The sequence below is a fragment of the Alteromonas sp. KUL42 genome (assembly GCF_006538325.1).
In the GTDB taxonomy this organism is placed as follows: Bacteria; Pseudomonadota; Gammaproteobacteria; order Enterobacterales; family Alteromonadaceae; genus Alteromonas.
Genome location: NZ_BJKK01000005.1, coordinates 259093 through 281766, shown reverse-complemented (window position 1 = coordinate 281766; position 22674 = coordinate 259093). Strand labels below are relative to the sequence as shown.

18 protein-coding genes are annotated in these 22674 nt (G+C 44.0%); 10 read left to right on the top strand and 8 right to left on the bottom strand.

What is annotated here, in order from left to right:
• Positions 1-22: 22 nt before the first annotated feature.
• Positions 23-688: an RNA 2',3'-cyclic phosphodiesterase gene (thpR, locus tag EYR97_RS10010; RefSeq protein WP_131093683.1), complete on the bottom strand. Its 666-nt coding sequence runs from the start codon at positions 686-688 to the stop codon at positions 23-25.
• 155 nt (positions 689-843) lie between these two features.
• On the opposite strand from thpR, the gene hrpB reads away from it, so the two are divergent.
• Positions 844-3486, top strand: coding sequence for an ATP-dependent helicase HrpB (hrpB, locus tag EYR97_RS10005; protein ID WP_131093682.1), 2643 nt, complete (start codon positions 844-846; stop codon positions 3484-3486).
• 3 nt (positions 3487-3489) lie between these two features.
• Here the strand turns inward: hrpB and EYR97_RS10000 are convergent, their stop codons facing one another.
• Complete coding sequence (locus EYR97_RS10000; RefSeq protein ID WP_131093681.1) at positions 3490-4767, bottom strand: lytic murein transglycosylase; 1278 nt, start codon at positions 4765-4767, stop codon at positions 3490-3492.
• 298 nt (positions 4768-5065) lie between these two features.
• On the opposite strand from EYR97_RS10000, the gene mrcB reads away from it, so the two are divergent.
• The gene (gene mrcB / locus EYR97_RS09995) at positions 5066-7429 is read left to right on the top strand and encodes a penicillin-binding protein 1B (RefSeq protein ID WP_131093680.1); all 2364 of its coding nucleotides are present in this window, start codon (positions 5066-5068) and stop codon (positions 7427-7429) included.
• 262 nt (positions 7430-7691) lie between these two features.
• Here the strand turns inward: mrcB and EYR97_RS09990 are convergent, their stop codons facing one another.
• Both EYR97_RS09990 and EYR97_RS09985 read right to left on the bottom strand, forming a co-directional pair.
• The gene (locus EYR97_RS09990; protein ID WP_131093679.1) at positions 7692-7970 is read right to left on the bottom strand and encodes a hypothetical protein; all 279 of its coding nucleotides are present in this window, start codon (positions 7968-7970) and stop codon (positions 7692-7694) included.
• Positions 7971-8420: 450 nt separating this feature from the next.
• The gene (locus tag EYR97_RS09985; protein ID WP_131093678.1) at positions 8421-9335 is read right to left on the bottom strand and encodes a DUF808 domain-containing protein; all 915 of its coding nucleotides are present in this window, start codon (positions 9333-9335) and stop codon (positions 8421-8423) included.
• Positions 9336-9442: 107 nt separating this feature from the next.
• On the opposite strand from EYR97_RS09985, the gene EYR97_RS09980 reads away from it, so the two are divergent.
• Together EYR97_RS09980 and EYR97_RS09975 are read left to right on the top strand one after the other, a co-directional pair.
• The gene (locus EYR97_RS09980) at positions 9443-10201 is read left to right on the top strand and encodes an AraC family transcriptional regulator (protein WP_242634973.1); all 759 of its coding nucleotides are present in this window, start codon (positions 9443-9445) and stop codon (positions 10199-10201) included.
• Between the two features lie 282 nt (positions 10202-10483).
• A complete protein-coding gene (locus tag EYR97_RS09975) occupies positions 10484-12037 on the top strand; it encodes an ABC transporter substrate-binding protein (RefSeq protein ID WP_131093677.1) in 1554 nt (517 codons plus the stop codon).
• 32 nt (positions 12038-12069) lie between these two features.
• Here EYR97_RS09975 and EYR97_RS09970 read toward each other — a convergent pair whose 3' ends face one another.
• The gene (locus EYR97_RS09970; protein ID WP_131093676.1) at positions 12070-12861 is read right to left on the bottom strand and encodes a hypothetical protein; all 792 of its coding nucleotides are present in this window, start codon (positions 12859-12861) and stop codon (positions 12070-12072) included.
• A gap of 295 nt (positions 12862-13156) precedes the next feature.
• Here EYR97_RS09970 and glnK point away from each other — a divergent pair, with 295 nt between their 5' ends.
• From glnK to EYR97_RS09950, 4 genes are all read left to right on the top strand, one after another.
• Positions 13157-13495 carry a P-II family nitrogen regulator gene (gene glnK / locus EYR97_RS09965; protein ID WP_131093675.1) on the top strand — a complete coding sequence of 113 codons (339 nt, stop codon included), beginning with the start codon at positions 13157-13159 and terminating at the stop codon, positions 13493-13495.
• 32 nt (positions 13496-13527) lie between these two features.
• Positions 13528-14775, top strand: a complete 1248-nt coding sequence (locus EYR97_RS09960) for an ammonium transporter (protein WP_131093674.1) — start codon at positions 13528-13530, stop codon at positions 14773-14775.
• A 266-nt stretch (positions 14776-15041) separates the two neighbouring features.
• Complete coding sequence (ggt, locus tag EYR97_RS09955) at positions 15042-16733, top strand: gamma-glutamyltransferase (RefSeq protein WP_131093673.1); 1692 nt, start codon at positions 15042-15044, stop codon at positions 16731-16733.
• A gap of 100 nt (positions 16734-16833) precedes the next feature.
• Positions 16834-17760: a Dyp-type peroxidase gene (locus EYR97_RS09950; RefSeq protein WP_131093672.1), complete on the top strand. Its 927-nt coding sequence runs from the start codon at positions 16834-16836 to the stop codon at positions 17758-17760.
• A gap of 157 nt (positions 17761-17917) precedes the next feature.
• Here the strand turns inward: EYR97_RS09950 and hemL are convergent, their stop codons facing one another.
• Positions 17918-19198, bottom strand: coding sequence for a glutamate-1-semialdehyde 2,1-aminomutase (gene hemL / locus EYR97_RS09945; protein ID WP_131093708.1), 1281 nt, complete (start codon positions 19196-19198; stop codon positions 17918-17920).
• 4 nt (positions 19199-19202) lie between these two features.
• The gene (locus EYR97_RS09940; protein WP_131093671.1) at positions 19203-20216 is read right to left on the bottom strand and encodes an aspartate carbamoyltransferase; all 1014 of its coding nucleotides are present in this window, start codon (positions 20214-20216) and stop codon (positions 19203-19205) included.
• A gap of 209 nt (positions 20217-20425) precedes the next feature.
• Between EYR97_RS09940 and EYR97_RS09935 the strand changes: the two genes are divergently transcribed.
• Both EYR97_RS09935 and EYR97_RS09930 read left to right on the top strand, forming a co-directional pair.
• Positions 20426-20932 carry a hypothetical protein gene (locus EYR97_RS09935; RefSeq protein ID WP_242634972.1) on the top strand — a complete coding sequence of 169 codons (507 nt, stop codon included), beginning with the start codon at positions 20426-20428 and terminating at the stop codon, positions 20930-20932.
• A 27-nt stretch (positions 20933-20959) separates the two neighbouring features.
• Entirely contained in the window at positions 20960-21820 is an 861-nt protein-coding gene (locus tag EYR97_RS09930) for a LysR family transcriptional regulator (RefSeq protein WP_131093670.1), read from the top strand.
• A gap of 22 nt (positions 21821-21842) precedes the next feature.
• Here EYR97_RS09930 and EYR97_RS09925 read toward each other — a convergent pair whose 3' ends face one another.
• Complete coding sequence (locus tag EYR97_RS09925) at positions 21843-22487, bottom strand: TetR/AcrR family transcriptional regulator (protein ID WP_131093669.1); 645 nt, start codon at positions 22485-22487, stop codon at positions 21843-21845.
• Positions 22488-22674 lie beyond the last annotated feature (187 nt).

The following is a 22674-nucleotide window of genomic DNA, read 5'->3' as shown; positions in this document are numbered from 1 at the left end:
GAAATAGTTCATACAATTAGCTTCATTCATCAGTGATACCGCGACGTAATTTTTCACGTACCGACATGGCATGTTTAAGTGCCCAAGAATGTCGAATGGGGTAGCTCACACCTTGTGGTGAAGAGACTGATTCAAACAAATGAAAAGCGGACGCATTCACTTCAACATTTGGGCTATACAATGGAAGGGGTAATGTGGCGGTGGCTTTTCGAACTAACGTGACATGAGGTTTATACTCTCTGTTTTCTACTTCAATACCAGCGCTCCTTGCTGCTTTGCGTGATAGTTTTGCAAGCGACATAAGTTCACTAGGGGGCGAAGATGGCGCGCTAAACAGAATTTTAGGGCCTCCCCAAAGGCCTGTGCCATCAAGAGTTAGGCTAAACGGGGATGAATTTACGTTATCGAGGGCGTCGATAAGCGCTTCGTGTTGCCTGTGGTTTATGTCACCAACAAAGCAAAGAGTAATATGGAAGTTGGCTGCGGGAACTGCATATGGCGTCGCCGGGGTATTATTCTGAAAGTTTTGCTGGTGGCGTTTCTTAGCGTTTTTACTGCGCAATTGAGGCGGCAGTTGAGACTGCGATGTATTTTGACGAGGTAGTACTTCGGGGAGTGCTTGTTGACGCCAGCTGTCTAGTGCAAGTTTTTCTGAAATGCTTAAATCCAAACCTATAAAACAACGCACAAGGATCCCTCAAGTATTAATAACAGTGACGCTATCTAAGAAGCTGCCCTATTTTCCAATATAGATCTTTACGTAAAGATTATTACGTAAAGAACAATACTCAGCTCATTGTACATATTGTGCCATCAAACACATAACTGGCAAAGTCAGGTACAATGCTCTTTTTAATTAGTATCACTTCAATCGACCCTATGTTACAGCCGCTAGCACATTTACCTGCCTTTGCACTCGTTGAGCCCCTCATCAAAGCAATTAAAACCCAGAATGTTATCGTGGGGGCTCCACCTGGTGCTGGTAAATCAACCGTCCTTCCTTTGGCGTTTTTGAATAGCAAGCTGGAAGGCAAAGTATTATTAATGCAGCCGCGGCGAGTAGTAGTTAGAAATCTAGCGGATTTTCTTGCTAAACAATTAGATGAACCCGTTGGGCAAACGGTGGGGTATCGAATAAAGGGTGAATCAAAAGTATCCAGTAATACAAAACTTGAGATTATTACGGAAGGTATTTTAACACGCATGATCCAGCAAGAGCCTGAGCTTGAAGGTATTGCTGCCATCGTATTTGATGAGTTTCACGAACGCAGTATTCACAGCGATTTTGGGTTGGCGTTAGCACTAGAAGTGCAAAGCGGATTACGTGAAGACCTTCGTTTAGTTGTAATGTCGGCCACGTTAGACGTAGTACCCCTTGAGTCGTTACTTCATAAACACAGTATGTTGCCCGTTAAAGAGCTACATACACAAGGGCGAATGTTCCCCGTAGAGGTGTTTTACACTGGCGATACGCTAGCGAAGGATATAGTAAAGCGAACCAGTGACGTTATTAAAACGGCGGTGACAAAATACAGTGGCGATATTTTAGTTTTTCTGCCCGGTCAAGGGAGTATTAATGCCGTTGCCCGTCAAATTACCGCGTTGTCGCAAGGCGAAGGTATAGCCTTACATAGGCTTTATGGTGCATTGGGGAAAGCAGCGCAGCAAGAAGCTATTGCCCCCGACCCTGAAGGCAGACGTAAAATTATTCTTTCCACAAACATTGCTGAAACCAGCTTAACCATTGAAGGTGTAAAGGTGGTAATAGACAGCCTGTGGGAAAATACCGCTCAATATCACCCATCAAGTGATATAACCCAATTGTCGCAACAACGTATTTCTCAGGCCTCGGCAATACAACGTATGGGGCGGGCAGGGCGAGTGAGTGCTGGTGTATGTTACCGCCTGTGCAGTAAAGAAAGCTTTGAACGTTTAGCGAAATACAGTAAGGCGCAAATTGAAAGTGAGGATATCAGTAGCTTTTTATTAGATACCTACGCTTGGGGAAGTACGCCACAGACCCTTGCACTACTTACCCTGCCAACGCCATCTCAAGTGAGTGTGGCAGAGCAAAAACTGGCGAGAGTGAATGCGCTAGATCTACGTGATAATGCAAAGGCGTTAAATGCTCATTCTGCAATTACACCCTACGGGCGACAGCTTGCGAGTATCCCTTGTCAGCCTCATTTGGCTCACATGCTATTAGTTTGTAAGCGCGGTATTGATGGGCTTGAAAGGAACTTAAACAAAGCAATACTGCACGCAGCGCCATTTGTGGTTGCATTGAGTGAATCTGCCGGACAATTTTCACAAGCAGGTACAGTGATAGATGCAGTACTACAAGCAAATGGAAAAGAGCGAAGCCAGCTACTGCAACAGGCGAAGCGTTATGCGCGATTTGTGGGGATATCTGAGACTGAACTGGAATTGTCTGGGCTGGATGAAGACGCACTGGGCTTGTGTATCGCCATCGCTTTTCCTATGCAAGTGGGGTATTTACGTGATGCTGAACAGACGGGTAAAACCACGCAGTATAAATTAGCCAGCGGTAAAGGGGCAGAACTACCAAGTGATGGTAATACTGCTCACCATGCGCAATGGTTAGCTGTACTTGAAGGCCAACTTACGGATAGTTCGGTAGTGATACGTGCAGCTCAGCCAATAAAAGAAGCACATTTACGCTTGGCCTTTCCATCAGTTTTTAATACGCAATATACGCTAACGCTCAATCGCGATAGCGGTCAAATGGAAGCTCGTGAATCCATAGGTTTCTTCGCTATTTTATTACAGTCCACACCAGTATCTAAACAGCAAAAAGCCCAAGATAAGTCCTATTGGGATAATTTGCTGGTAGATGCTTGGGTACAATATTTGGATAGTATCAGTTTAGAGGCGTGGCCCTTATCTGACTATGATTGGCAATGGTGGAGAAGGGTTGCACTGGCAGCGAAGCTTGATTTACCACAAGACAAAGCATTTGATGGTAATGATCCCTGGCCACAATCGCTCAGTGAACTGTGTCATCGTGCGAAAGAAGGCTTGCGCGACGGGTTAAAGCGTTGTCATTCATTAAAAGAACTGCAGCAATTGAATTGGAAAACAGCTTTGAATAACGGTTTAACGTGGCCTCAGCAAGATGCGCTATCACATTTACTTCCTGAAAAAATCGCTATACCCACCGGACGGCATATGAACCTCGACTATCGTAATAACGGCGATGCAGTGATTAGTGTGAAAATGCAGGAAATGTACTCACAAAGCGCACCTATTACATTGGCAAATGGCAAGGTAACTGTAGTGTGCGAGCTGCTTTCTCCTGCGGGAAGACCGCTTCAAACCACTAGTGATTTAGGTACGTTTTGGCAGGGTAGCTACAAAGAAATACAAAAAGAAATGAAAGGGCGCTACCCAAAGCACTATTGGCCTGATGAACCAGCAAATGCCAAGCCCGTAACCGGTACTAAAAAAGCCAATGGGATAGCGTAGCCTTTAAGAGGCTTCGCTATCTTTGTCTTTTTTGTCACGCTCAAGACTGACATTTAGAGCTGCCATAACGTCTAAGCTAGGAAAGCCATCCGCAATCATATTGTGTGCAATTTGATAATTGCGAATACCTTCACGCGTAGCAGGCCCAATAATGCCATCGGGTTTTCCTACATCAAAACCCAGTTCGCTTAGTTTACTTTGCAGCGCGATAATGTCTTTTCTGCTGTAGGCGGGAAGATCAGGTAGCGATGCTTTAATGCCAGATGCCCCTGCAATTTTGTCTGCCAACACACCAACTGCAATAGCGTAAAACTCAGAGTTGTTCCAGCGCATGATCACTCTAAAGTTGTGGTAAGCGATAAATGCTGGGCCTTCGTGGCCGGCAGGAACAATAACATAAGCGCTGGTGTCACCTTCGCCAAGTGCATCGCCATTCGCTTTTTTAAGCCCTTGATTGTTCCAATCTGTCAAAGGGCGCTTGTTCTTGTAACCAGATAGTTGATAGTCGAAGTCTTTGGGTAATTGAACTTCACGACCCCAGCGATAGCCAGCTTCCCAGCCTAAATTAGCTAAAAAGTTGGCCGCTGATGACAATGCATCTTCTTCACTTGCCCACAAGTTTATTTGTCCGTCACCGTCGCCATCGATAGCGTAGTTGGTATAGGCTGAAGGCATAAATTGTGTATGACCCATCGCGCCAGCCCAAGAGCCTATCATTTCTTCGCGGGTTAAGTTTTCGCGCTCAAGTAGCTTGATTGCAACTAAGAACTCTTGCGTAAAATAGCTGCTACGGCGTTTGTCACAGGCCAAAGTGGCAAGTGAGTCTAAGACAGGCATCTTACCTTTGTAGGTACCAAAGTTGGTTTCCAAACCCCAAAAGGCAAGTAGGTAATGCGGTGGAACACCGTACTTATTGCTGAGTTCTTGCAAAAGCGTTTTGTGTTTGGCATACATGGCTTTGCCTTTGTCCGTTCGCCATTGTGTAACACGTTTGCTGAAATATCCTGGAAAGGTTTGTACAAATTCCGGTTGGCTTCTATCTAGCTCAATGACTCTATCTTGATGTACGAGATGAGGAAAAACGTGATCGATAGTGGCCTGACTAATACCTTCTTGCTTGGCTTTCTGTGCAAGGTCGGCTGTGCAACTAGCAAATTCTTCGTTGGCCTGTACTGAGTTCAACCAAACACTGCTTAACAGCAGTGCTAGCGTAGTTCGAAAAGCGCTTGGTTTAAAAGAAAAGCGAGATAACAAAGAAGCCTGAGAAGACACTAAACCCATAATACATTTCCTGTGTTGCTGGCAGAGGACGTTTACTCGTTCCATTGTTTTTATTTCCAGCAAGGTGTGGCAATAACACGTTGTACTGACAAAAACGTCGCTAAGGGCATGCTATCGCAATGTCACTGCTAAACGCGAGTAAATTTCGCAAGTCTCCTGTCATTTATCATTATCGCCTAGTGCTTTTGAGTTGTTGCAAGCAGGCCTGAGTGGTAATGTTTACGCTGATAAAAGTTTTCTATCTCGCTCTATTCGCACTTAGTGCGAAAGCTTTCAATTTTCTTCATGGCGTTTTCTTGTGGCAAAAAGACAATCAAAAGACACTTCATCTTCAAACGGAAAAAGTAGCGCAGCTTCTAAGGTAAAGGCGAAGCCATCAACCTTGAGGGCTTCACTGTTTACCCTTTTTTGGCGCATGTGCCTTGTCGGCCTAATTGTATTGGGGGCGTATGCCTTTTACCTTGATGCGCAAATTAAGCACGCTTTTTCTGGGAATAAATGGGAAGTGCCTGCACAGATCTTTGCTCGCCCACTAGAGCTCAGCAAAGGTGAAGAAATTACCGTTCAAGAAGTAATTGATGAACTTAAGCTACTGGGCTATCGCAAGGTTACGTTCGCTAATAATAGTGGTGAATACAGCTATCAAAATAAAGTTTTGAATATACAGCGGCGTGCTTTTCAGTTCCCTGAAGGACGTGAGCCACTTCGTCATTTAGTCATAACGTGGAGTGGGGCGCGTATTGGTGAAATTTATGACAAATCACAAGGTAGGCCGTTTGGCAGTGTTAAGCTTGAGCCTTGGTTGGTAACGCGAATGACCAGCGGTTCACAAGAAGACCGCATGTTAGTCACACTAGACACCATTCCCGATATGCTGCCTAAGGCGTTAACCTTGGTGGAAGATCGCAATTTCTATAATCACCATGGCGTTGCGCCCCTATCAATTTTACGTGCACTCATGGCGAATATTGCTGCCGGGCGCACGGTACAAGGTGGAAGCACGCTTACTCAGCAACTGGTTAAGAATATGTTCTTAAGCCGTGAACGCTCAATTACCCGTAAAGCAAAAGAAGCGCTCATGGCGGTAATTATTGATGCTCGTTACAGCAAGTCAGAGATTATTCAGGCTTATCTCAATGAGGTGTTTTTAGGACAAAACGGCGACATGGCTGTTCATGGCTTTGGTTTGGCGAGTTATTTTTATTTTGACCGCCCTGCCAATGAGTTGAGCGTGCCAGAAATTGCCACCCTTGTAGCCATTATTAAAGGCCCGTCTTATTACAATCCGCGCAAATATGAAGAGCGCGCTAAAGAGCGAAGAGATCTAGTGTTGCGTATGTTGTTTGACGAAAATGAAATCAATCGCGAACAATACGAACGTTATGTAAACATGCCACTAGGGCTTGCTAGTGGTGCCAGTTTAGCGAGTGGCAAACACCCTGCATTTATGGAACAAGTTAGGCGTGAATTGAATGAAATTTTAGCCGAGCCTAGCTTGCGTGACTCTGGTGTGAAGGTATTTACAACCCTTGATATTGTTGCGCAGCGTCGCGCTGAAAAGGCACTTGCAGGGACGCTAAATGGGTTACAAAAAGACAGAAAAGCAGAGCTTCAAGGTGCCATGATTGTAACAGATAGTGCTAGTGGTGAAGTGCGTGCAATTGTGGGAGGGAAAGATTATGAATTTAAGGGCTTTAACCGAGCGCTTGATGCAAAGCGTCCTATAGGTTCATTAATTAAACCTGCGGTTTATTTAACGGCACTTGAAGATCCCACAGAGTTCAATTTAGCCACCCCCCTGGGTGATGAGCCTATCACCCTAGAAAGTCGAAATGGTAAACAATGGTCGCCACAAAATTACGATAAGCAATTTCGTGGTCAAGTTCCGCTGCTTCAAGGGTTAACCGAGTCATTAAATATTCCAACGGTAAATTTAGGTATGCAGGTGGGATTAGACGCACTTGCTGATACGGTTGAACGCCTAGGTGTTACAACGCCAGTTGAGCAAGTACCCTCGCTAACCTTAGGGGCCGTCGAGCTAACCCCCTTTGTTACCAATCAAATGTATCAGACGCTGTCTAACAACGGGCGCTACGTACCACTACACACAGTCACGTCAGTAGTTACTGCTGAAAATAATTTATTGTGGCAAAAGGCTGAGTTTTATTCACAACGGGCAGATGAAGCCGCGACATATCTACTGAATTACGCATTGTATAAAGTGACAACAGAAGGCACAGCCAAACGGTTAGGTGCAAATTTTGGTAGTGTGAATATGGCAGGGAAAACCGGTACTACGGATGACTACCGAGACAGTTGGTTTAGCGGTTTTGACAGAAACCATGTTGTTACGGTTTGGGTGGGTAATGATGATAATCAATCCATTAATTTAACTGGCGCAGGTGGTGCGCTGCCTGTGTTCATCAACTATATGAAATCACAGTCGCCAAAGTCGCTTTCAAGACGATTCCCTGAAGGGCTGGGAATTGCGCATTTCGATGCAAAAACGGGCGCTGTCGTGGTTGCTGGCTGTGCTGGTAGTTTAAGTGTTCCTGCAATTTTGGATGTGTTGCCACCGCCACAGCAAGATTGTTCAGGACGACCGGTTAAAAAGAAAGACGAGAAGAAAAAGAAAAGCTGGTGGGAGCGTCTTTTCGGATAAAAAAAGGCCCCAGTAAGAAGATAGAAAACATACTATCGTCGCGCGATGTCGTGCTTTCTATCTCCCTCTGGAGCTAAGGCCCAGGGAAGGCAAACGGGAACAAATTTTTACATCATGAGGCTTTTTCAAAGCCTCATCGTTTTAGTGACCTTTTTGTAAAAACAACCGCGCGGTTGAAAATAGTAAGGCACTGACCGAAAAGGCAATAAACGGGCCTAGTACCAACATGAATAGCGTACTGGCAGTTAACATTGCAAACTCCTTATGCGTCGTTGTCATCTAAGCTAACAGGTTCAATATTAGTGATCGTTATCTCTGCAACTAACGTGTTGGCTTCGTCAACTTCTGGTTCAAAGGCGTTGCTTGCAGTAAGTACATCGTAAGTAACTCCAAGCTCCAAATTTTGCTTAACATCTATCACTGCTGAATCAACGATAAAGTTGGTGTGAGCAATAAGGTTACTATCATTGGCAAATGCAGATGCACTCATCACGCTAGTAGCTAAAGTAAGTGCAGTGAAAAGTTTGCGACCGGTAAACATAGTATTCTCCAAATTAAAAAGTTAGACACTGCACTGAAACATACTGCGTGGCAGCTATCGTATTGCTAAAGGTTTCGATATTAAGTCGTTATCAATTAACAATTAGTTTATAGCGAGGGTTGTGCCAATTCTTCAAAATGGCTTATGTTATTGTTTTTATTGGGATTAATTTTCAAAATTATTTTTACTAGAAGAATGCTGTAAATTTCAAATACTAAAATTTAGTATTATTTTTAAAAATGTGGTCAAAAATGCCAACGCCTGTTTTGGGGCGAGAAAAAGCCAGATAAGAAAGGACAGTTAAGAAAGGGTAGTAAAAAGATAATTCAAGGAAGAAAAGTAAGAAAAACGATAGGAAGAAGGCTACTAGAGCGTTGTTTCAAAATCGAAACAACGCTGCAAACGAAAGCAACTAGAAATCTACTAGAGCGTATGAACCTTTGAGGTACACTAACCTTTTAACTTAGAAGCAAAACTGACAAGCACTGCTATTATCGCACCTGCAACTATTCCTACTACGCCGTCAGCCAACACAGACATAACCAAAGGTAGGCTAGGTACTATTGATATAGACCATGCTGTGACGTGGTGCAAAAAGCCTATACTGTGCGTAAGAATGCCGCCTCCGACCAAAAACATGGCAACCGTACCAACAACCGCTAACGTTTTCATTAATGCAGGTGCCGCTACAAGTAAGCTGCGACCAACGATTCTTTGAAAACCATTCATGGTACCAGTGAGTGATTTTCGCAGCATATACAGGCCGACATCATCCATTTTTACCAGTGCTGCAACTAGGCCGTAAACTCCCAACGTGATGGCAAAACTCAATGCGACTAACACACCAATTTGGGTGGTTAAGGTAGCATCGCTAACCGTACCTAGAGCAATCACAATGATCTCCGCAGATAGAATAAAATCGGTACGTATAGCGCCTTTTATTTTATCTTTCTCGAAGGCAACCATATCTACATCGCCTTGAGATAAAGCTTCTATTCGCGCTTCTCGTGCTTCAATTTCATCTTCATGAGGCAAATATTTGTGCAGTAGTTTTTCAGCGCCCTCAAAACAAAGATATAAACCGCCTAATACCAGTAACACGGTTATCAGCGAAGGAACAAAAGCACTAATGGCTAACGCAGCTGGCACTAATATGGCTTTGTTGAGTAAAGAGCCTTTAGCCACCGCCCAAACAACGGGCAGCTCTCTATCTGCTTTAACACCTTGAACTTGATCGGCATTTACGGCAAGGTCGTCACCTAAGACACCTGCTGTTTTTTGAGCAGCTACCTTAGACATGGTGGCAATATCATCCATCAAAGTGGCAATATCATCTAAAAGTGCAAGTAAATTGGCTGCGGCCACGGTGGGTTTCCTTGAGTTATTATTGTAATTAAAGCATACGCTTTGCTGCTAATCGTTGGCAACAGGCTTTTGTTATTTGCACTTGAAATGCCTTATTGCGAAACTCGATGATAGATATATTTTTTAAAAAAGCGCGTAACCTTGTCATGTCTGAACAAACTACACCGTCATTGTCTATTCGTTCGTACACAAGGACAATGCATAGTCATTCTCATGGGTATTATCAGTTTGTGTTGCCGATAAACGGACATATTGAAATTGCCTTAGATAATTTTGAAGGCAAAGTCGGGGTGGGTGAAGGTGTATGTATTTCGCCTCTTGAGGTACATACGTTTCGCGCTAATGAGCTGTGCAAATTTGTTGTAGCAGACTTAAACGACGTGCCTGCAAACTTTAAAAATAAACAGCAGCCTATCTTTCAAGTCAATGCGTCATTTCAGGCGTTTTTGAACTTCGTTGATATCCAGCTTAATCATTTTGCTGATGATGCTAGAAACGAAATTATAACGTTATTTTATGCACTACTTAGCACTTCTCAAAAAGGTGGGAATGCGGACAAACGGATTGTTCCTGTATTGAGTCATATTCATCAGGATCTTACGCAGCAACACGACTTGAATACCTTAGCGAGTATTGCGTGTATGGGAGAAACGCAATTCAAAGTGCGCTTCAAACAAACGACGGGTATGAGTTTACGCGCTTACCTAATAAAAACGAAGATGGAAAAAGCGAAAGCTTTATTGAGCAATACGGACACGCCAATATTAAAGGTAGCACTTTCTGTAGGTTACGACGATGTCACGTCATTTACACGTCGGTTCAAGGCCTATTTTGGACAGTCACCAGGATTTTATAAACGTTCATAAGTTGAACTGTGCCTTTATCACATTATGAAAAAACCAAACACTAAAGCAAAGAACATGCTAAGCAATTGCTACCTGAAGGGGCTATCCAAGCAAGCCCCATACTGCTTCTCTCGTTGCTAATTTGGAATAACCAAACCACGCAACTCGTTCATTGCCTGAAACTCACTTGGTATGAACATAAAGTGTACCGAGAAGGTCAACACGCTCTAACACATACCGTTTGTTTTTCGTTTACTTTTTAGTCTAGTATTACATCAGTTTATACAAGGAGAGTTTTGATTGGTGATACGTTGGTTAATGCTGAGTAGCTGGTTGTTGGTTAATCTGTTTACGTTTGCTACTCAAGCTGAAGAATCTCTTGTTGTCCTGTCGGGCAATACGCCTGTTTTTAGTGAGTTTCAAGACGACGGAACCGTTAATGGTTATTCCGTTGATTACGCTCGCGCCATTCTCAATGCTGCGGGTATTGAGGCTGAAGTTACTCCTTTGCCATTTGCTCGTTTAATTGAACGTATGAAGTTAGGGGAACGTTTAATTGCAACGGGAATAGGCCGCACTGCTGAACGAGAAAATAATTTTTACTGGTTGGCCCCGCTCACGGCAAATGTCATAGGTATTTACGGCCCTAAACCGGTCAATATTGAGGCATTGACCAACCAAAATAAAACCTTATCTATTTCTGTTATGCGCGGCGATTACCGAGCTCAACTTGGTCGAGAGTATGCGCAATTTAATATGGTTGAATACAATACATGGGGGCAAGCTATTGGTGCTGTGCTTAAAGGGCGGGTTGATGCGGTTTTTTTCTCTGAATTTGGAATGGATGTGATTTGTAAACAGAAACATCTGGACTGTACATCGCTTTCACGGAGGCATACCCACAATATTCAATATAGCTATATAGCCATGCCTAAAACTAAAGCAAATAAGGTGATAGCAGATAGGCTAACCAAAACAGCAAGAGCTTTTGCCCAAACGCCAGCCTTCGATAAACTCGTTCAACGTTGGCTTCCAACACTTACCGAGATATCCGCTGATGCTAACGAGATTGAAGGTGTTATAGCACTAGGTAGAATTGAAAAAGACGAGAACAATGTTTCAAAGCCATGGGTAATTACGAAGTTAGAGCCGTTGTTTAGCGAAAGGAGCCGGCGTGGCAAGTTAAAGGGATATGCTGTCGAGCTGGTGCAAAGCATTTTACGCCAAGCGGATTTATCGACGGAGATCTTAACAGCGCCTTGGCAACGCATCTTCGTTGAAAGTGCAATGAAGCCAGATGTCCTTGTTTTTTCTCTAGCGAGAACACCGGAGCGAGAAGATGCGTTTCATTGGATAACACCCATAACTCAGAATGCGTATTCCGTGTTCGTTCGTGCTGATTATCAGGGAAGCGCAACGTCTCTTGAGGAATTGCCTAAAGGTAGCCGTATTGCCGTTTTGAAAGGAGACTTTCGTCAAGAACTTGTTAAAGCGGCGGGGCACTTAGATGTGCCCATGGACACTTGGGCTGAAGTAGTGATGCAACTCACCAATGGTCACGCAGATTATTTATTCTTGTCAGATGGCGGCACAAATATTATTTGCGATGGACTTGATGATGCTTGTGAAGGTTTCAAAAAATTGTTTACTTATCAAAAAGCAACAACCTATTTGGCCATGTCAAAGCAAGGCTCCGATCAAACATTACTCAATAAACTCAAGTTTGCTGCTGATACTTTCAAACAATCTGAAGATTACAGATTACTTTATACTAAGTGGCTTAATACCTATTCAAAGAAAACGTCATTAAACATGTTTGAGCAAAACGGTGTAATTGTTCTTGGGAAATTGGAGTAAGTCTGTGTGGCCCATACCCAAGCTGTATATAGTTAACGCCCTTCATTAGCACGCTTTTTCACCCGGGCATCGATGAAACGGTTGTGATCGTCCATTTTGGTGCACTCTAAGGTTCCACCCGTTATTCCACTGAGTATGGCAAGGGTTTTATTGGTGGTACTAGAACAGTTCACACGCTTAACGGGGCGAGGTGGGGTATCTGAGATATCTTCACCCTTGCGAGGGTCAATAATATTCGGGCTGCTTTTATTTTGTTGATACTCACGGGCAGCAAAGGCAGCTTCGCTCTCAACCTGTTGACTATTATAAGAATTAAAGTATTGATTAACAGCGCCTTTTGCTGAAACGTTAAACCTTCCTGCGCGTTGATTAGCATTTGTTGGTTGTTGTTGGCTTGGCACAGACTCAATGACCGGTGGTGGCTCTGTATTGCTAGATTCAGCCGCTGATTGTATGACATCTTGGGGCTTGTTTGCCGTGGAGGTTACCTCTTTAACGGGTTGTGTATTGTTATTTACGTCTGCCGGCAATGTGGTTTCTTTTAGTGCATCGGTATGCTTTGCCGCGTTAGATTCACTCTTCGCAGGTAATTCTTGAACCTTCATCGATGGTGTGTAAAGAATAGCCTGCAACACTTCAGGGGGCGTTGGTACTTGTGCCTTTTTCTTCTCTAAATCTATTTGAGCCATCAGTATGACGATGACGAATCCTATGATATGAGCTACCGAAGATGAAAATAATGACTTCCACGCCAATGATTTATTGCTAGCGTGGTACTCAATATTGCGCTCGGGCGCGAAGAAAGAATCGGTTATCGTGGTCATGGTGCTCATAGTAGTCGACGGGCAGCAGTAAACAGACCACCTCTCTTGCCAATTAGTTCCTCAAGGTATGTTCACCCTACTTTTTCGCTAACTCATCGCCCTAATTTCTACCCTGCTTTATTTTTGGGCAATCAATGCTTGGTGCACCATTGTGGTGCGATAAATTCGAGATTAGAGTACTTAAAACTGATTATCTATATGATTTAAATGAATAAATATTTGTGGCATGGCTCTTGGTTTATATCTTGATACGAACACTATTCGCAGAATAACCAAAACAAACCGGGAGCAACTCATGAAACTAGTCACAGCTATCATCAAGCCGTTCAAGCTAGATGATGTTCGTGAAGCCATTTCTGAAATCGGTATTGACGGCTTGACCGTTACCGAAGTGAAAGGCTTTGGACGTCAAAAGGGACACACAGAATTATACCGCGGAGCGGAATATCAAGTGGACTTTCTACCAAAGGTTAAATTGGAAATCGCAGTTTTAGATGACCAAGTAGATCGCCTTGTAGAAGCCATAGTGGGCGCTGCCAAAACAGGCAAAATTGGAGACGGCAAAGTGTTTGTTTACGACCTTGAACACGCCGTACGAATTCGAACTGGTGAGTCGGATAGCGACGCGCTGTAAGCCACAACGATATATTTGCGGAGAAAACCATAATGGAAATCACTTTTGAACTTGGGTATGCGCTAGATACCTTCTATTTTCTAATCTGCGGTGCGCTGGTTATGTGGATGGCTGCGGGCTTTGCCATGCTTGAAGCAGGCCTTGTTCGAGCTAAAAACACCACAGAAATTCTAACTAAAAACATCACGTTGTATGCTATTGCATGTACCATGTACATGATTTGTGGTTACGGCATCATGTACGGTGGTGGCGACTGGGGTCCATTCCTTAGCGGTATTATGGCCGACGGTGCAACGGATGTTGCTGAAGATCCTGCAACTTACGCACCTTCTGCTGACTTCTTTTTCCAAGTTGTTTTCGTAGCAACAGCAATGTCAATTGTTTCTGGTGCCGTTGCTGAGCGTATGAAGCTATGGGCATTCTTAGCGTTTGCGGTAGTGATGACGGGTTTCATCTACCCAATGGAAGGTGCTTGGACATGGGGCGGCGAAGCAGTATTTGGTATGTATACGCTAGGTGATCTTGGTTTCTCTGACTTCGCAGGTTCTGGTATTGTTCATATGGCAGGTGCTGCTGCGGCATTAGCGGGCGTACTTGTGCTAGGTGCACGTAAAGGTAAATACACTGCAGACGGTAAAGTTAACGCTATTCCTGGTGCAAACCTTCCACTAGCAACATTAGGTACGTTTATTCTTTGGATGGGCTGGTTTGGTTTCAACGGCGGTTCAGTATTGGCAACTGCAACAGTTGAGAGCGCTAACGCAGTAGCAATTGTGTTTATGAACACTAATGCAGCGGCTGCCGGTGGCGCAATTGCAGCGCTAATTGTAGCTCGCATTTTATTCGGCAAAGCAGACCTAACTATGGTGCTAAACGGTGCGTTGGCTGGTCTTGTTGCAATTACTGCTGAGCCTTCTACACCTACTCCACTTCAAGCAACATTGTTTGGTGGTCTTGGTGGTATCTTAGTAGTACTGGCGATTGTTGGTCTTGATAAGCTTAAGATTGACGACCCAGTAGGTGCTATCTCTGTACACGGTGTTGTTGGTCTTTTAGGTCTAATTCTTGTTCCTTTCACAAACGACGGTTCAAGCATTTCTGGCCAGCTAATTGGTGCAGCAACTATTTTCGTATGGGTATTCGTAGCAAGCTTAGTTGTGTGGTTAGCACTTAAAGCAATCATGGGTATCCGTGTTAGCGAAGAAGAAGAGTTTGACGGTGTGGATATGAGTGAGTGTGGTCTAGAAGCATACCCTGATTTCACAAGCGGCCGTTCTTAAGAAGTCTCGATTAGGCAAACTACAACAACAATTATAATGCCTATATTACTTTTATTAAGCCTCGCAATTGCGAGGCTTTTTTCGTTTTTACACCCTGTGTCATAAAGGCTACACTAAAACGAGTTTTGCAAGGTGTCGAAAAACGAAGCTGTTATAAGGCAACAAGATATAAGTAAAACATGCTGCAAAAACGTGATGCAAAGGTCAACACGCTCTAGAAGTATAAAAACGATAAGAACATTTAATAAATCTGCAATGGGAATGACATGTCAAAAATCGCTCGATGGATTTGCCTTTTTACAATTTTCACTAACACATCCGCTTTGGCGTATGATCGTGTAACAGGCAAGCCATTTGCCAGTCGTTCTGAGGTGATTGCCCAAAATGGTATGGCTGCAACCAGTCAGCCTTTGGCTACGCAGGTTGCCATTGATATTTTGAAAAAAGGTGGAAGTGCCGTCGATGCCGCAATTGCCGCCAATGCTATGCTGGGTCTTGTTGAACCAACAGGCAGCGGTGTGGGTGGCGACTTGTTTGCCATTGTTTGGGACGCAAAAGAGGGAAAACTCAGCGGCCTTAATGCGTCAGGTCGCTCTCCTCGTCAGCTTACCAAAGAAGTATTTGCTGAGAGAGGGTTTAATGTCATACCTAAATTCGGGCCTCTGCCAGTCTCGGTTCCAGGCGCTGTAGACGGCTGGTTTGAATTGCATGAAAAATTTGGCAAGTTACCGATGGCGACAATACTTACTCCGGCCATTGAATATGCGCGAAATGGATTTCCTGTTTCTGAACTCATTGCATACTATTGGGAAATGAACAATAACCGTATAGGTCATTATGACGGTTTTGCCGAGACCTTCCTTATCAATGGGAAATTACCTAAGAAAGGCGATATCTTCAAAAATCCAGGCCTCGCGGTTACTTATGAAAAAATAGCCACTGGCGGAAGAGAGGCTTTCTACAAAGGGGATATTGCTCACACAATTGATGCCTACATGAAAGCGCAGGGAGGTTTCTTGTCATACCAAGATTTGTCCTCTCACACCTCACAGTGGGTTGAGCCTGTGTCGGCGAATTATCGCGGTTACGATGTTTGGGAGTTGCCACCAAATGGTCAAGGTATTGCAGCACTGCAAATTCTCAATATTCTAGAGCGCTACGATATAGAGGGAATGGGGTTTAACTCCGCTGACTACATTCATACGTTCGTTGAGGCGAAAAAACTGGCGTTTGAAGATAGGGCGAAATTTTATGCTGATCCCGATTTTAATGACATTCCAGTACCATGGTTAATTTCTAAAGAATACGCCAAAGAGCGACAACAACTCATTGATGCGGAAAAAGCAGCAAAGCACGTGGATGCGGGGATTTATGAAGGGGATACGATTTATCTGACTGTTGCAGATAAGGACGGCAACATGGTATCGCTGATCCAAAGTAATTATCGCGGGATGGGCTCAGGGATGACACCTCCTGGGTTAGGCTTTGTTCTGCAAAATCGCGGTGAAATGTTTACCCTTGAAGAGGGCCATTTTAACGAATATCGACCCGGCAAGCGCCCGTTTCACACCATTATTCCAGCCTTTGTTACGCGAAACGGCAAACCAGTCTTGAGCTTTGGCGTAATGGGTGGCGGTACTCAACCTCAAATGCATGCGCAAATTATTGTGAATATTTTAGACTTTGGCATGAATATTCAGGAAGCGGGCGATGCGCCTAGGATCCTACATAGTGGCTCAAGTAGCCCAACAGGTGAGTTAATGTTAGATGGCGGCTATGTCAGTTTAGAATCGGGGTTTAGCGAAACGGTGCAGCGAGAGTTAATGGAACGAGGACACACACTTCAGCGTGTTGTCGGCGCCTTTGGCGGCTATCAAGCCATTGCGTGGGATGCACAAAAAGGCGTGTATTATGGCGCATCTGAAAGTCGAAAAGATGGACAAGCCGCTGGGTATTGAGCACACTATAATTCACCGAATTGAAAATGCACATTAAGACATAGCAATAAGTGCAAAAGTAAGCCATACATAGGCTATATCAATAACAATAAGAGCAACAATGACACAACCACAAAAAGGCATTTGTGCTGAACCTAATCTGCACGCACAGTATTTACTGTTGAACGTTGTCGACGAAGACAGCGAAGCGGTGCGAGCCAAGTTGTCTCGTGTGTTGGATATATTTGAACACTTTGAAAATGAGCATTATGAGGCCATGGTGACGGGGGTTGTTGCCGTTGGTACGGGTTATTGGGCTGAAGTTTACCCAGGGCTTATACCTGTTGAATTGACCCCTTTTCCCGATATGCAATGCGAAGATAGAAGTGCACCTACCATGCCATGCGATTTGTTTATTCAAATACGCGCGGATAGGTTGGATATCTGTCATGCGGTAGGTATTGAAGTGATGGACTTGTTGCGTATTCATGTTGAGTTAGTCGAGCAAATTCGCGGCTTTCGTTATCTCGACGGGAGAGATTTAAACGGCTTCATCTATGCGGCGGATAACCCGCGTGGCATGAAGCGTCGGCAGGTAGCCATCATTGGCGAGGATGACCCCGATTTCTCTGGTGGCAGCTATCTTCATGTTCAACGTTTCCGTCATGACTTAAGACGTTGGAATAGCTTGTCTAGTAGGCAGCAAGAACAGGTAATGGGTACAACGCAAGAGCACAACTTAGTAAGCAGTGAGCAATCAGCGTCATCGCATAGTGTACGTGCAAGTAGTACAAGTGTTGATGGCGATGAACCGAGGCTCATTAAGCAAGGCATGCCTTATGGGGATATGGCTTCACAAGGACTGTTTTTTGTAAGCTGTAGTGCCAGCGCAAGGCCATTTAAAGACATGCTTCACAGCCAAATTTATGGCAATGGAGAAGGTGATTACGACAGGTGGCTTGATTTTACAAGCGCGGAAACAGGCGCGGCCTTTTTCGCTCCTTCAGTAAACTTTATTCGGCAACAAGCCAAGCTATCAGACAGCTAGTACAAAAAAACGAATACCAAAAAAGCTAACAGCAAAAAACTAGCGCCAAAAAGTTAAACGCTTAGGTCTCTAGCGCTTATGCACCGTCTAAAAAAATACCCTTGTACGCCTTTCAGCAGACAAGGGTATTCTAGTAATAAATAGTACTAAAACGCTATTACAAGGTAGCGAAAACCTTGTCTGCTGCTGCAAGGGTTTTTTCAATGATATCGGCATCATGTGCTTTAGACACAAAACCCGCTTCATACGATGCTGGTGCTAAATACACGCCTTCGTTAAGCATACCGTGGTAGAACTTATTGAATTGTTCTGTATTACAGTTAATGGCTTGCTTATAGTTAGTAACCTTCTTCACATCGGTGAAGAAAATACCAAACATGCTGCCGGCAATATTCGTTGTTAAGCTAATACCGTGCTTGTCAGCTATCGCTTGGAAACCGTCAACCAATACTTGGGTATTTTCAAAGATAGCATCGTATAAGCCGGGTTGCTGAATTTGTTGCATTGCTGCAAGACCGGCTGCCATAGCAACAGGGTTACCAGACAATGTACCAGCTTGATAAACAGGGCCCGTTGGTGCGATATGCGTAATAATGTCCTTGCGACCACCAAAGCAACCCACAGGCATGCCACCACCTATTACTTTGCCTAAGCAAGTAAGATCGGGTTTGATGTTATAACGCTCTTGAGCCCCACCACGTGAAACGCGAAAGCCTGTCATCACTTCGTCAAAAATAAGCACGCTTCCATATTCATCACAAATTGAACGTAGGCCTTCCAAGAAACCCTCAACAGGCGGAATACAGTTCATGTTGCCTGCAACAGGCTCTACAATAATGCAGGCGATATCATCACCGTGGGCTTCAAAGATAGCTTTGACACTTTCGATATTGTTGTATTCAACGGTCAAAGTGTGCTCCGCCACATTGGCAGGTACGCCTGGTGAGCTAGGCACACCTAAGGTCAGGGCACCTGAGCCCGCTTTTACTAACAATGAGTCTGCGTGACCGTGATAGCAGCCTTCGAACTTCACAATTTTGTTGCGACTGGTGTAGCCTCTTGCCAAGCGGATAGCAGACATAGTGGCCTCAGTACCTGAATTCACCATGCGTACCATTTCCATTGAAGGCACGAGCTGGCTAACAGTTTCAGCCATGATCACTTCAGCTTCAGTAGGAGCACCAAATGAAAGGCCATTGTGTGAAGCAGCAATTACCGCTTCGCGGATCTGTGGGTTGTTGTGACCTAAGATCATTGGCCCCCAAGACTGAATATAATCGATGTACTGCTTACCATCCGCATCCCACATGTAGGCACCGTCGGCCTTTGTGATAAAGCGAGGTGTTCCGCCAACCGCTTTAAATGCACGCACGGGCGAGTTAACGCCACCGGGGATCGTTTTTTGAGCTCGGCTAAAAAGGGCTTCAGATTTCTGCATGTAATTACTTACTCTTATTGCTGTACCAAACCACGTCCCGTTCATACTTGGATACCAAATGGTCTACGCCAAGCGTGAGGGCAAAAAGTGCCATTCTAACCAGCACACCGTTATCGGTTTGTCTGAAAATGGCAAGGTTTGGGTTGAGGTTTAGATCGTTATCTAATTCGTTGGCTTCCATACGTGAATCTCGTGGAAGTGGATGCATGATAACGGTCTTTGATTGAAAGTGTTTGGTGTAAATAGACTGATTAAGTCTAAATTTGCCACGATATTTGTTGGCTTCTTCTTGAGATGGAAAGCGCTCTTCTTGAATACGGGTTTGGTAACAAATGTCCGCATCCATATTACCTTCTAGCGTCTCGGTGACAGTAAGCTGGTGGCCGGCATTAACTATAGCATCAATGATTGGCTGGGGCATTGCCAATTCTTTGGGCGATATAAGCGTAAAGCGAACATTCTTAAATAAACATAATAAACGCGACAATGAATGCACCGTTCTGCCATAGCGCAAATCGCCAATCATAGCGATATGAAGCCCATCGATACCTTGACCGTTGTACTCGAGTTCTCGCTTGATTGTAAATAAATCAAGCAATGCCTGCGTGGGGTGTTCATTGGCACCATCGCCGCCATTGATAACAGGAACGCGGCTACCTTCTGCAAACTCTGCTACTGAGCCTGCTGCTGGGTGACGCATGGCAATAATGTCTGAATATCCACTTAATACCCTGGCGGTATCGTACAGGGATTCACCTTTAGCGAGAGCCGAGCTCGACATACCTGTGGTTTCCCTTACTTCACCGCCAAGTAAATTAAATGCGGTACCAAAGCTTACGCGAGTACGAGTACTTGGCTCAAAGAAAAGATTGCCGAGAATAGCGCCATCTAAAACGGTCGTGCGCTTTTGACGTTTGGCATAGGGTTGCATGGAAATGGCAACTGAGAAGACCTTCTCAATAGCCTCGCGATCGAATTGATTAACCGAAAGAATGTGGTTACCGGTAAAGTCAGACATGAGTTACTCAATCATCAACGAAAACGGCGCTAGTGTATAATACCCAATGCTATAAGTCATCAAAGCTGACACTGTGAATGCCGTTTTTCTACCTCTATCTGCGAAGTAATGTGCTGGTGCGTCAATGCAACAAACAAGATGCAAAACAATCCGTTTAAGCGCCTATTTTGCTTGCTAAACTCATTGAAAATTTAATAAGAGTAAGCACTATGAGATTACAACTAGTTACAAACGCGTACCGCAAAAACAAACACGTTTTAATAATACTTTTGAGCCTTTCCTTTTTTACTGGTCAATTATCAGCAGAAACGAATAGCGACAAAATAGCCCATTTATTTGATGGTTATATGCACAAATACAATCAGTTCTTAAAAACGGACTCTTTGCCGAATTATCCGCAACTTTACACTGATACGGTAATGCTGATGTCATCTAATTCGCCACCACGGGCGATAAGTCAAACGCAAATGAATGAGCAGGTACAAGTATTCTTAGCGCAACTCAAGGAGCGCGGTGTCAGTTATGTAAAGTGGGGTAAGGTGAATATTCACTTTCTAGATGAGAATATTGCACTTGTGAGTAATATTGCAGAGCGTTATACCAAGTCAGGAGAACTCTATAACAAGGTTGGTGCAAGCTACTATGTGTACGCTATTGATGGTGAATGGAAAATAGCCGCCTTTGCTGTACACGATGCGAGAAACACATTACTTTAATAACATCTTTACTGATGTGTTATGGGCATGGAAAACTGGGATAATCTTCAACTGCTACTTGCGTTAAAGCGTGGTAAAACCCTGAGAGGGGCAGCGGTGGAATTAGGTGTTAATCACACTACTGTATCACGCAGGCTCAATAGCTTAAATCAGCGTTATAACGTTAATGTTTGTGTACTCTCTCAAGGGAATGTGGTGTTTGGCGAAGTAGGCCAGCATCTTTTACGCGCTGCTGAAAGTATGGAAGCTTGCTTTACTGCACGTTTGAATGATATCCAAGCCTCAATGAAGCAAGCAAAACAGCGCATCACGCTGTCTTTGCCGCCGTCTATTTTGCAGTGTATTTTATTAGAGGATTTACATGAGTTTCAGCGGGTAAACTCCGAACTCACTCTTAGTATCAATACGACTTACGCACTCAGTAATCTTGAAAAATCAGAAGCGGATGTGGTGATAAGAGCATCAGACTCGCCGGATGAGCATCTGGTTGGTCACCGAATGTACCCTATTTCTTTAGGCTACTTTATGCATAAGGACTATCTAATTGGGCGCGCAAATAAAGAGGTTTCGTGGATAACAGAAAATGTTGACCATAGACCAGAATGGCTAAGCGAGACACCTTACCCCAACGCCCCTATTTCTCTTGCGATTGAAGACTTGGTTTTACGCCATCAAGCTGCATCGGCAGGTTTGGGAATGATAAGAGGCGCTCATTACATCGCTAAACAATTCCCCAATCTCATTGAGTTTTCACAGGCTCGGGAGAATTATGCAGACTTGTGGATTTTGACTCACCCCTCTAAAAAAGCGCAACCCAACGTAAAACGATTGATAAGCTTTCTACTTAAAACAATGCGGGGCAAAGAAAAGCTTGTTTCAAGGCGCTAATGGCGTTGACTACAAAAAAGGTCTAGTGCTGACTTAAATAATGGTTAAACAGTAGATCTATCTTTTCTACGGCTTTACTCACGTGGCGAGCAATTTCTTCTTCGCTTAAGGCAGATTGGATACCGCACAACATCATAGTGTGAAATTCACCTTTTAGTAGTGAACAAAAATCAAGGGCAAGTTCTTTTGCCTGTTCGGGTTGCATCTTCCCTTCAGCATATTTCTCTACAACGTCACTTAATGTGGCCAGCGACGCAGACGGGCCTGCTTGATAGAAAAGGGTGGCAACGTGATGATTATTAACAGCCTCCGCAATAACCACTCTAAACATTGCTACGGCTTGTGGGTCTTGTAGTAAACGTACAAATTGGCCACCGATTTTTTGCATACATTGCCGAAAAGGCATGTCGCCAGAATAGACTTCAAGTAGTTGCTGTGTGTCTAACTGATATGAACGGCACTTCGACGTGATAGCGTGCTGAAATAAAATATCTTTACTTTCAAAGTGAGAGTAGACGGTTTGCTTTGATACTCCAGAGGCTTTGGCTACGGTGTCCATGGAGGTATTTGCAAAGCCTTCTTGAAGAAATAAGCAAGAAGCAGCATCTAAGATAAGTCTGTATTTCTCTTCGCTTTTAGGTCGACCTTGCTTTCTTGTGGTAGTCACTTTTTACTCACTTTTATCAATTTTTATAATTATCAAACTAGACGGTCTAGTATTTATATACTAGCATAGCGTAAATAGTATGCAAATTTTGCTCGCAACGCATTATAGGTTTCAACACAAAAAGTGTTGTACTGCAATGAGTGTGCGTACTTATTCATTGGATCTAGCGCGTTTCCAGTGGCGCTTA

What these genes read in the sequence shown, in the direction of transcription:
- EYR97_RS10000 (WP_131093681.1), bottom strand. Translation starts at nt 4,767, where the DNA reads ATGGGTTTAGTGTCTTCTCAGGCTTCTTTGTTATCTCGCTTTTCTTTT.
- EYR97_RS09935 (WP_242634972.1), top strand. Translation starts at nt 20,426, where the DNA reads ATGAGATTACAACTAGTTACAAACGCGTACCGCAAAAACAAACACGTT.
- hrpB (WP_131093682.1), top strand. Translation starts at nt 844, where the DNA reads ATGCTCTTTTTAATTAGTATCACTTCAATCGACCCTATGTTACAGCCG.
- EYR97_RS09950 (WP_131093672.1), top strand. Translation starts at nt 16,834, where the DNA reads ATGACACAACCACAAAAAGGCATTTGTGCTGAACCTAATCTGCACGCA.
- hemL (WP_131093708.1), bottom strand. Translation starts at nt 19,198, where the DNA reads ATGCAGAAATCTGAAGCCCTTTTTAGCCGAGCTCAAAAAACGATCCCC.
- EYR97_RS09960 (WP_131093674.1), top strand. Translation starts at nt 13,528, where the DNA reads ATGGAAATCACTTTTGAACTTGGGTATGCGCTAGATACCTTCTATTTT.
- EYR97_RS09930 (WP_131093670.1), top strand. Translation starts at nt 20,960, where the DNA reads ATGGAAAACTGGGATAATCTTCAACTGCTACTTGCGTTAAAGCGTGGT.
- EYR97_RS09940 (WP_131093671.1), bottom strand. Translation starts at nt 20,216, where the DNA reads ATGTCTGACTTTACCGGTAACCACATTCTTTCGGTTAATCAATTCGAT.
- EYR97_RS09990 (WP_131093679.1), bottom strand. Translation starts at nt 7,970, where the DNA reads ATGTTTACCGGTCGCAAACTTTTCACTGCACTTACTTTAGCTACTAGC.
- EYR97_RS09970 (WP_131093676.1), bottom strand. Translation starts at nt 12,861, where the DNA reads ATGACCACGATAACCGATTCTTTCTTCGCGCCCGAGCGCAATATTGAG.
- ggt (WP_131093673.1), top strand. Translation starts at nt 15,042, where the DNA reads ATGTCAAAAATCGCTCGATGGATTTGCCTTTTTACAATTTTCACTAAC.
- EYR97_RS09980 (WP_242634973.1), top strand. Translation starts at nt 9,443, where the DNA reads ATGATAGATATATTTTTTAAAAAAGCGCGTAACCTTGTCATGTCTGAA.
- glnK (WP_131093675.1), top strand. Translation starts at nt 13,157, where the DNA reads ATGAAACTAGTCACAGCTATCATCAAGCCGTTCAAGCTAGATGATGTT.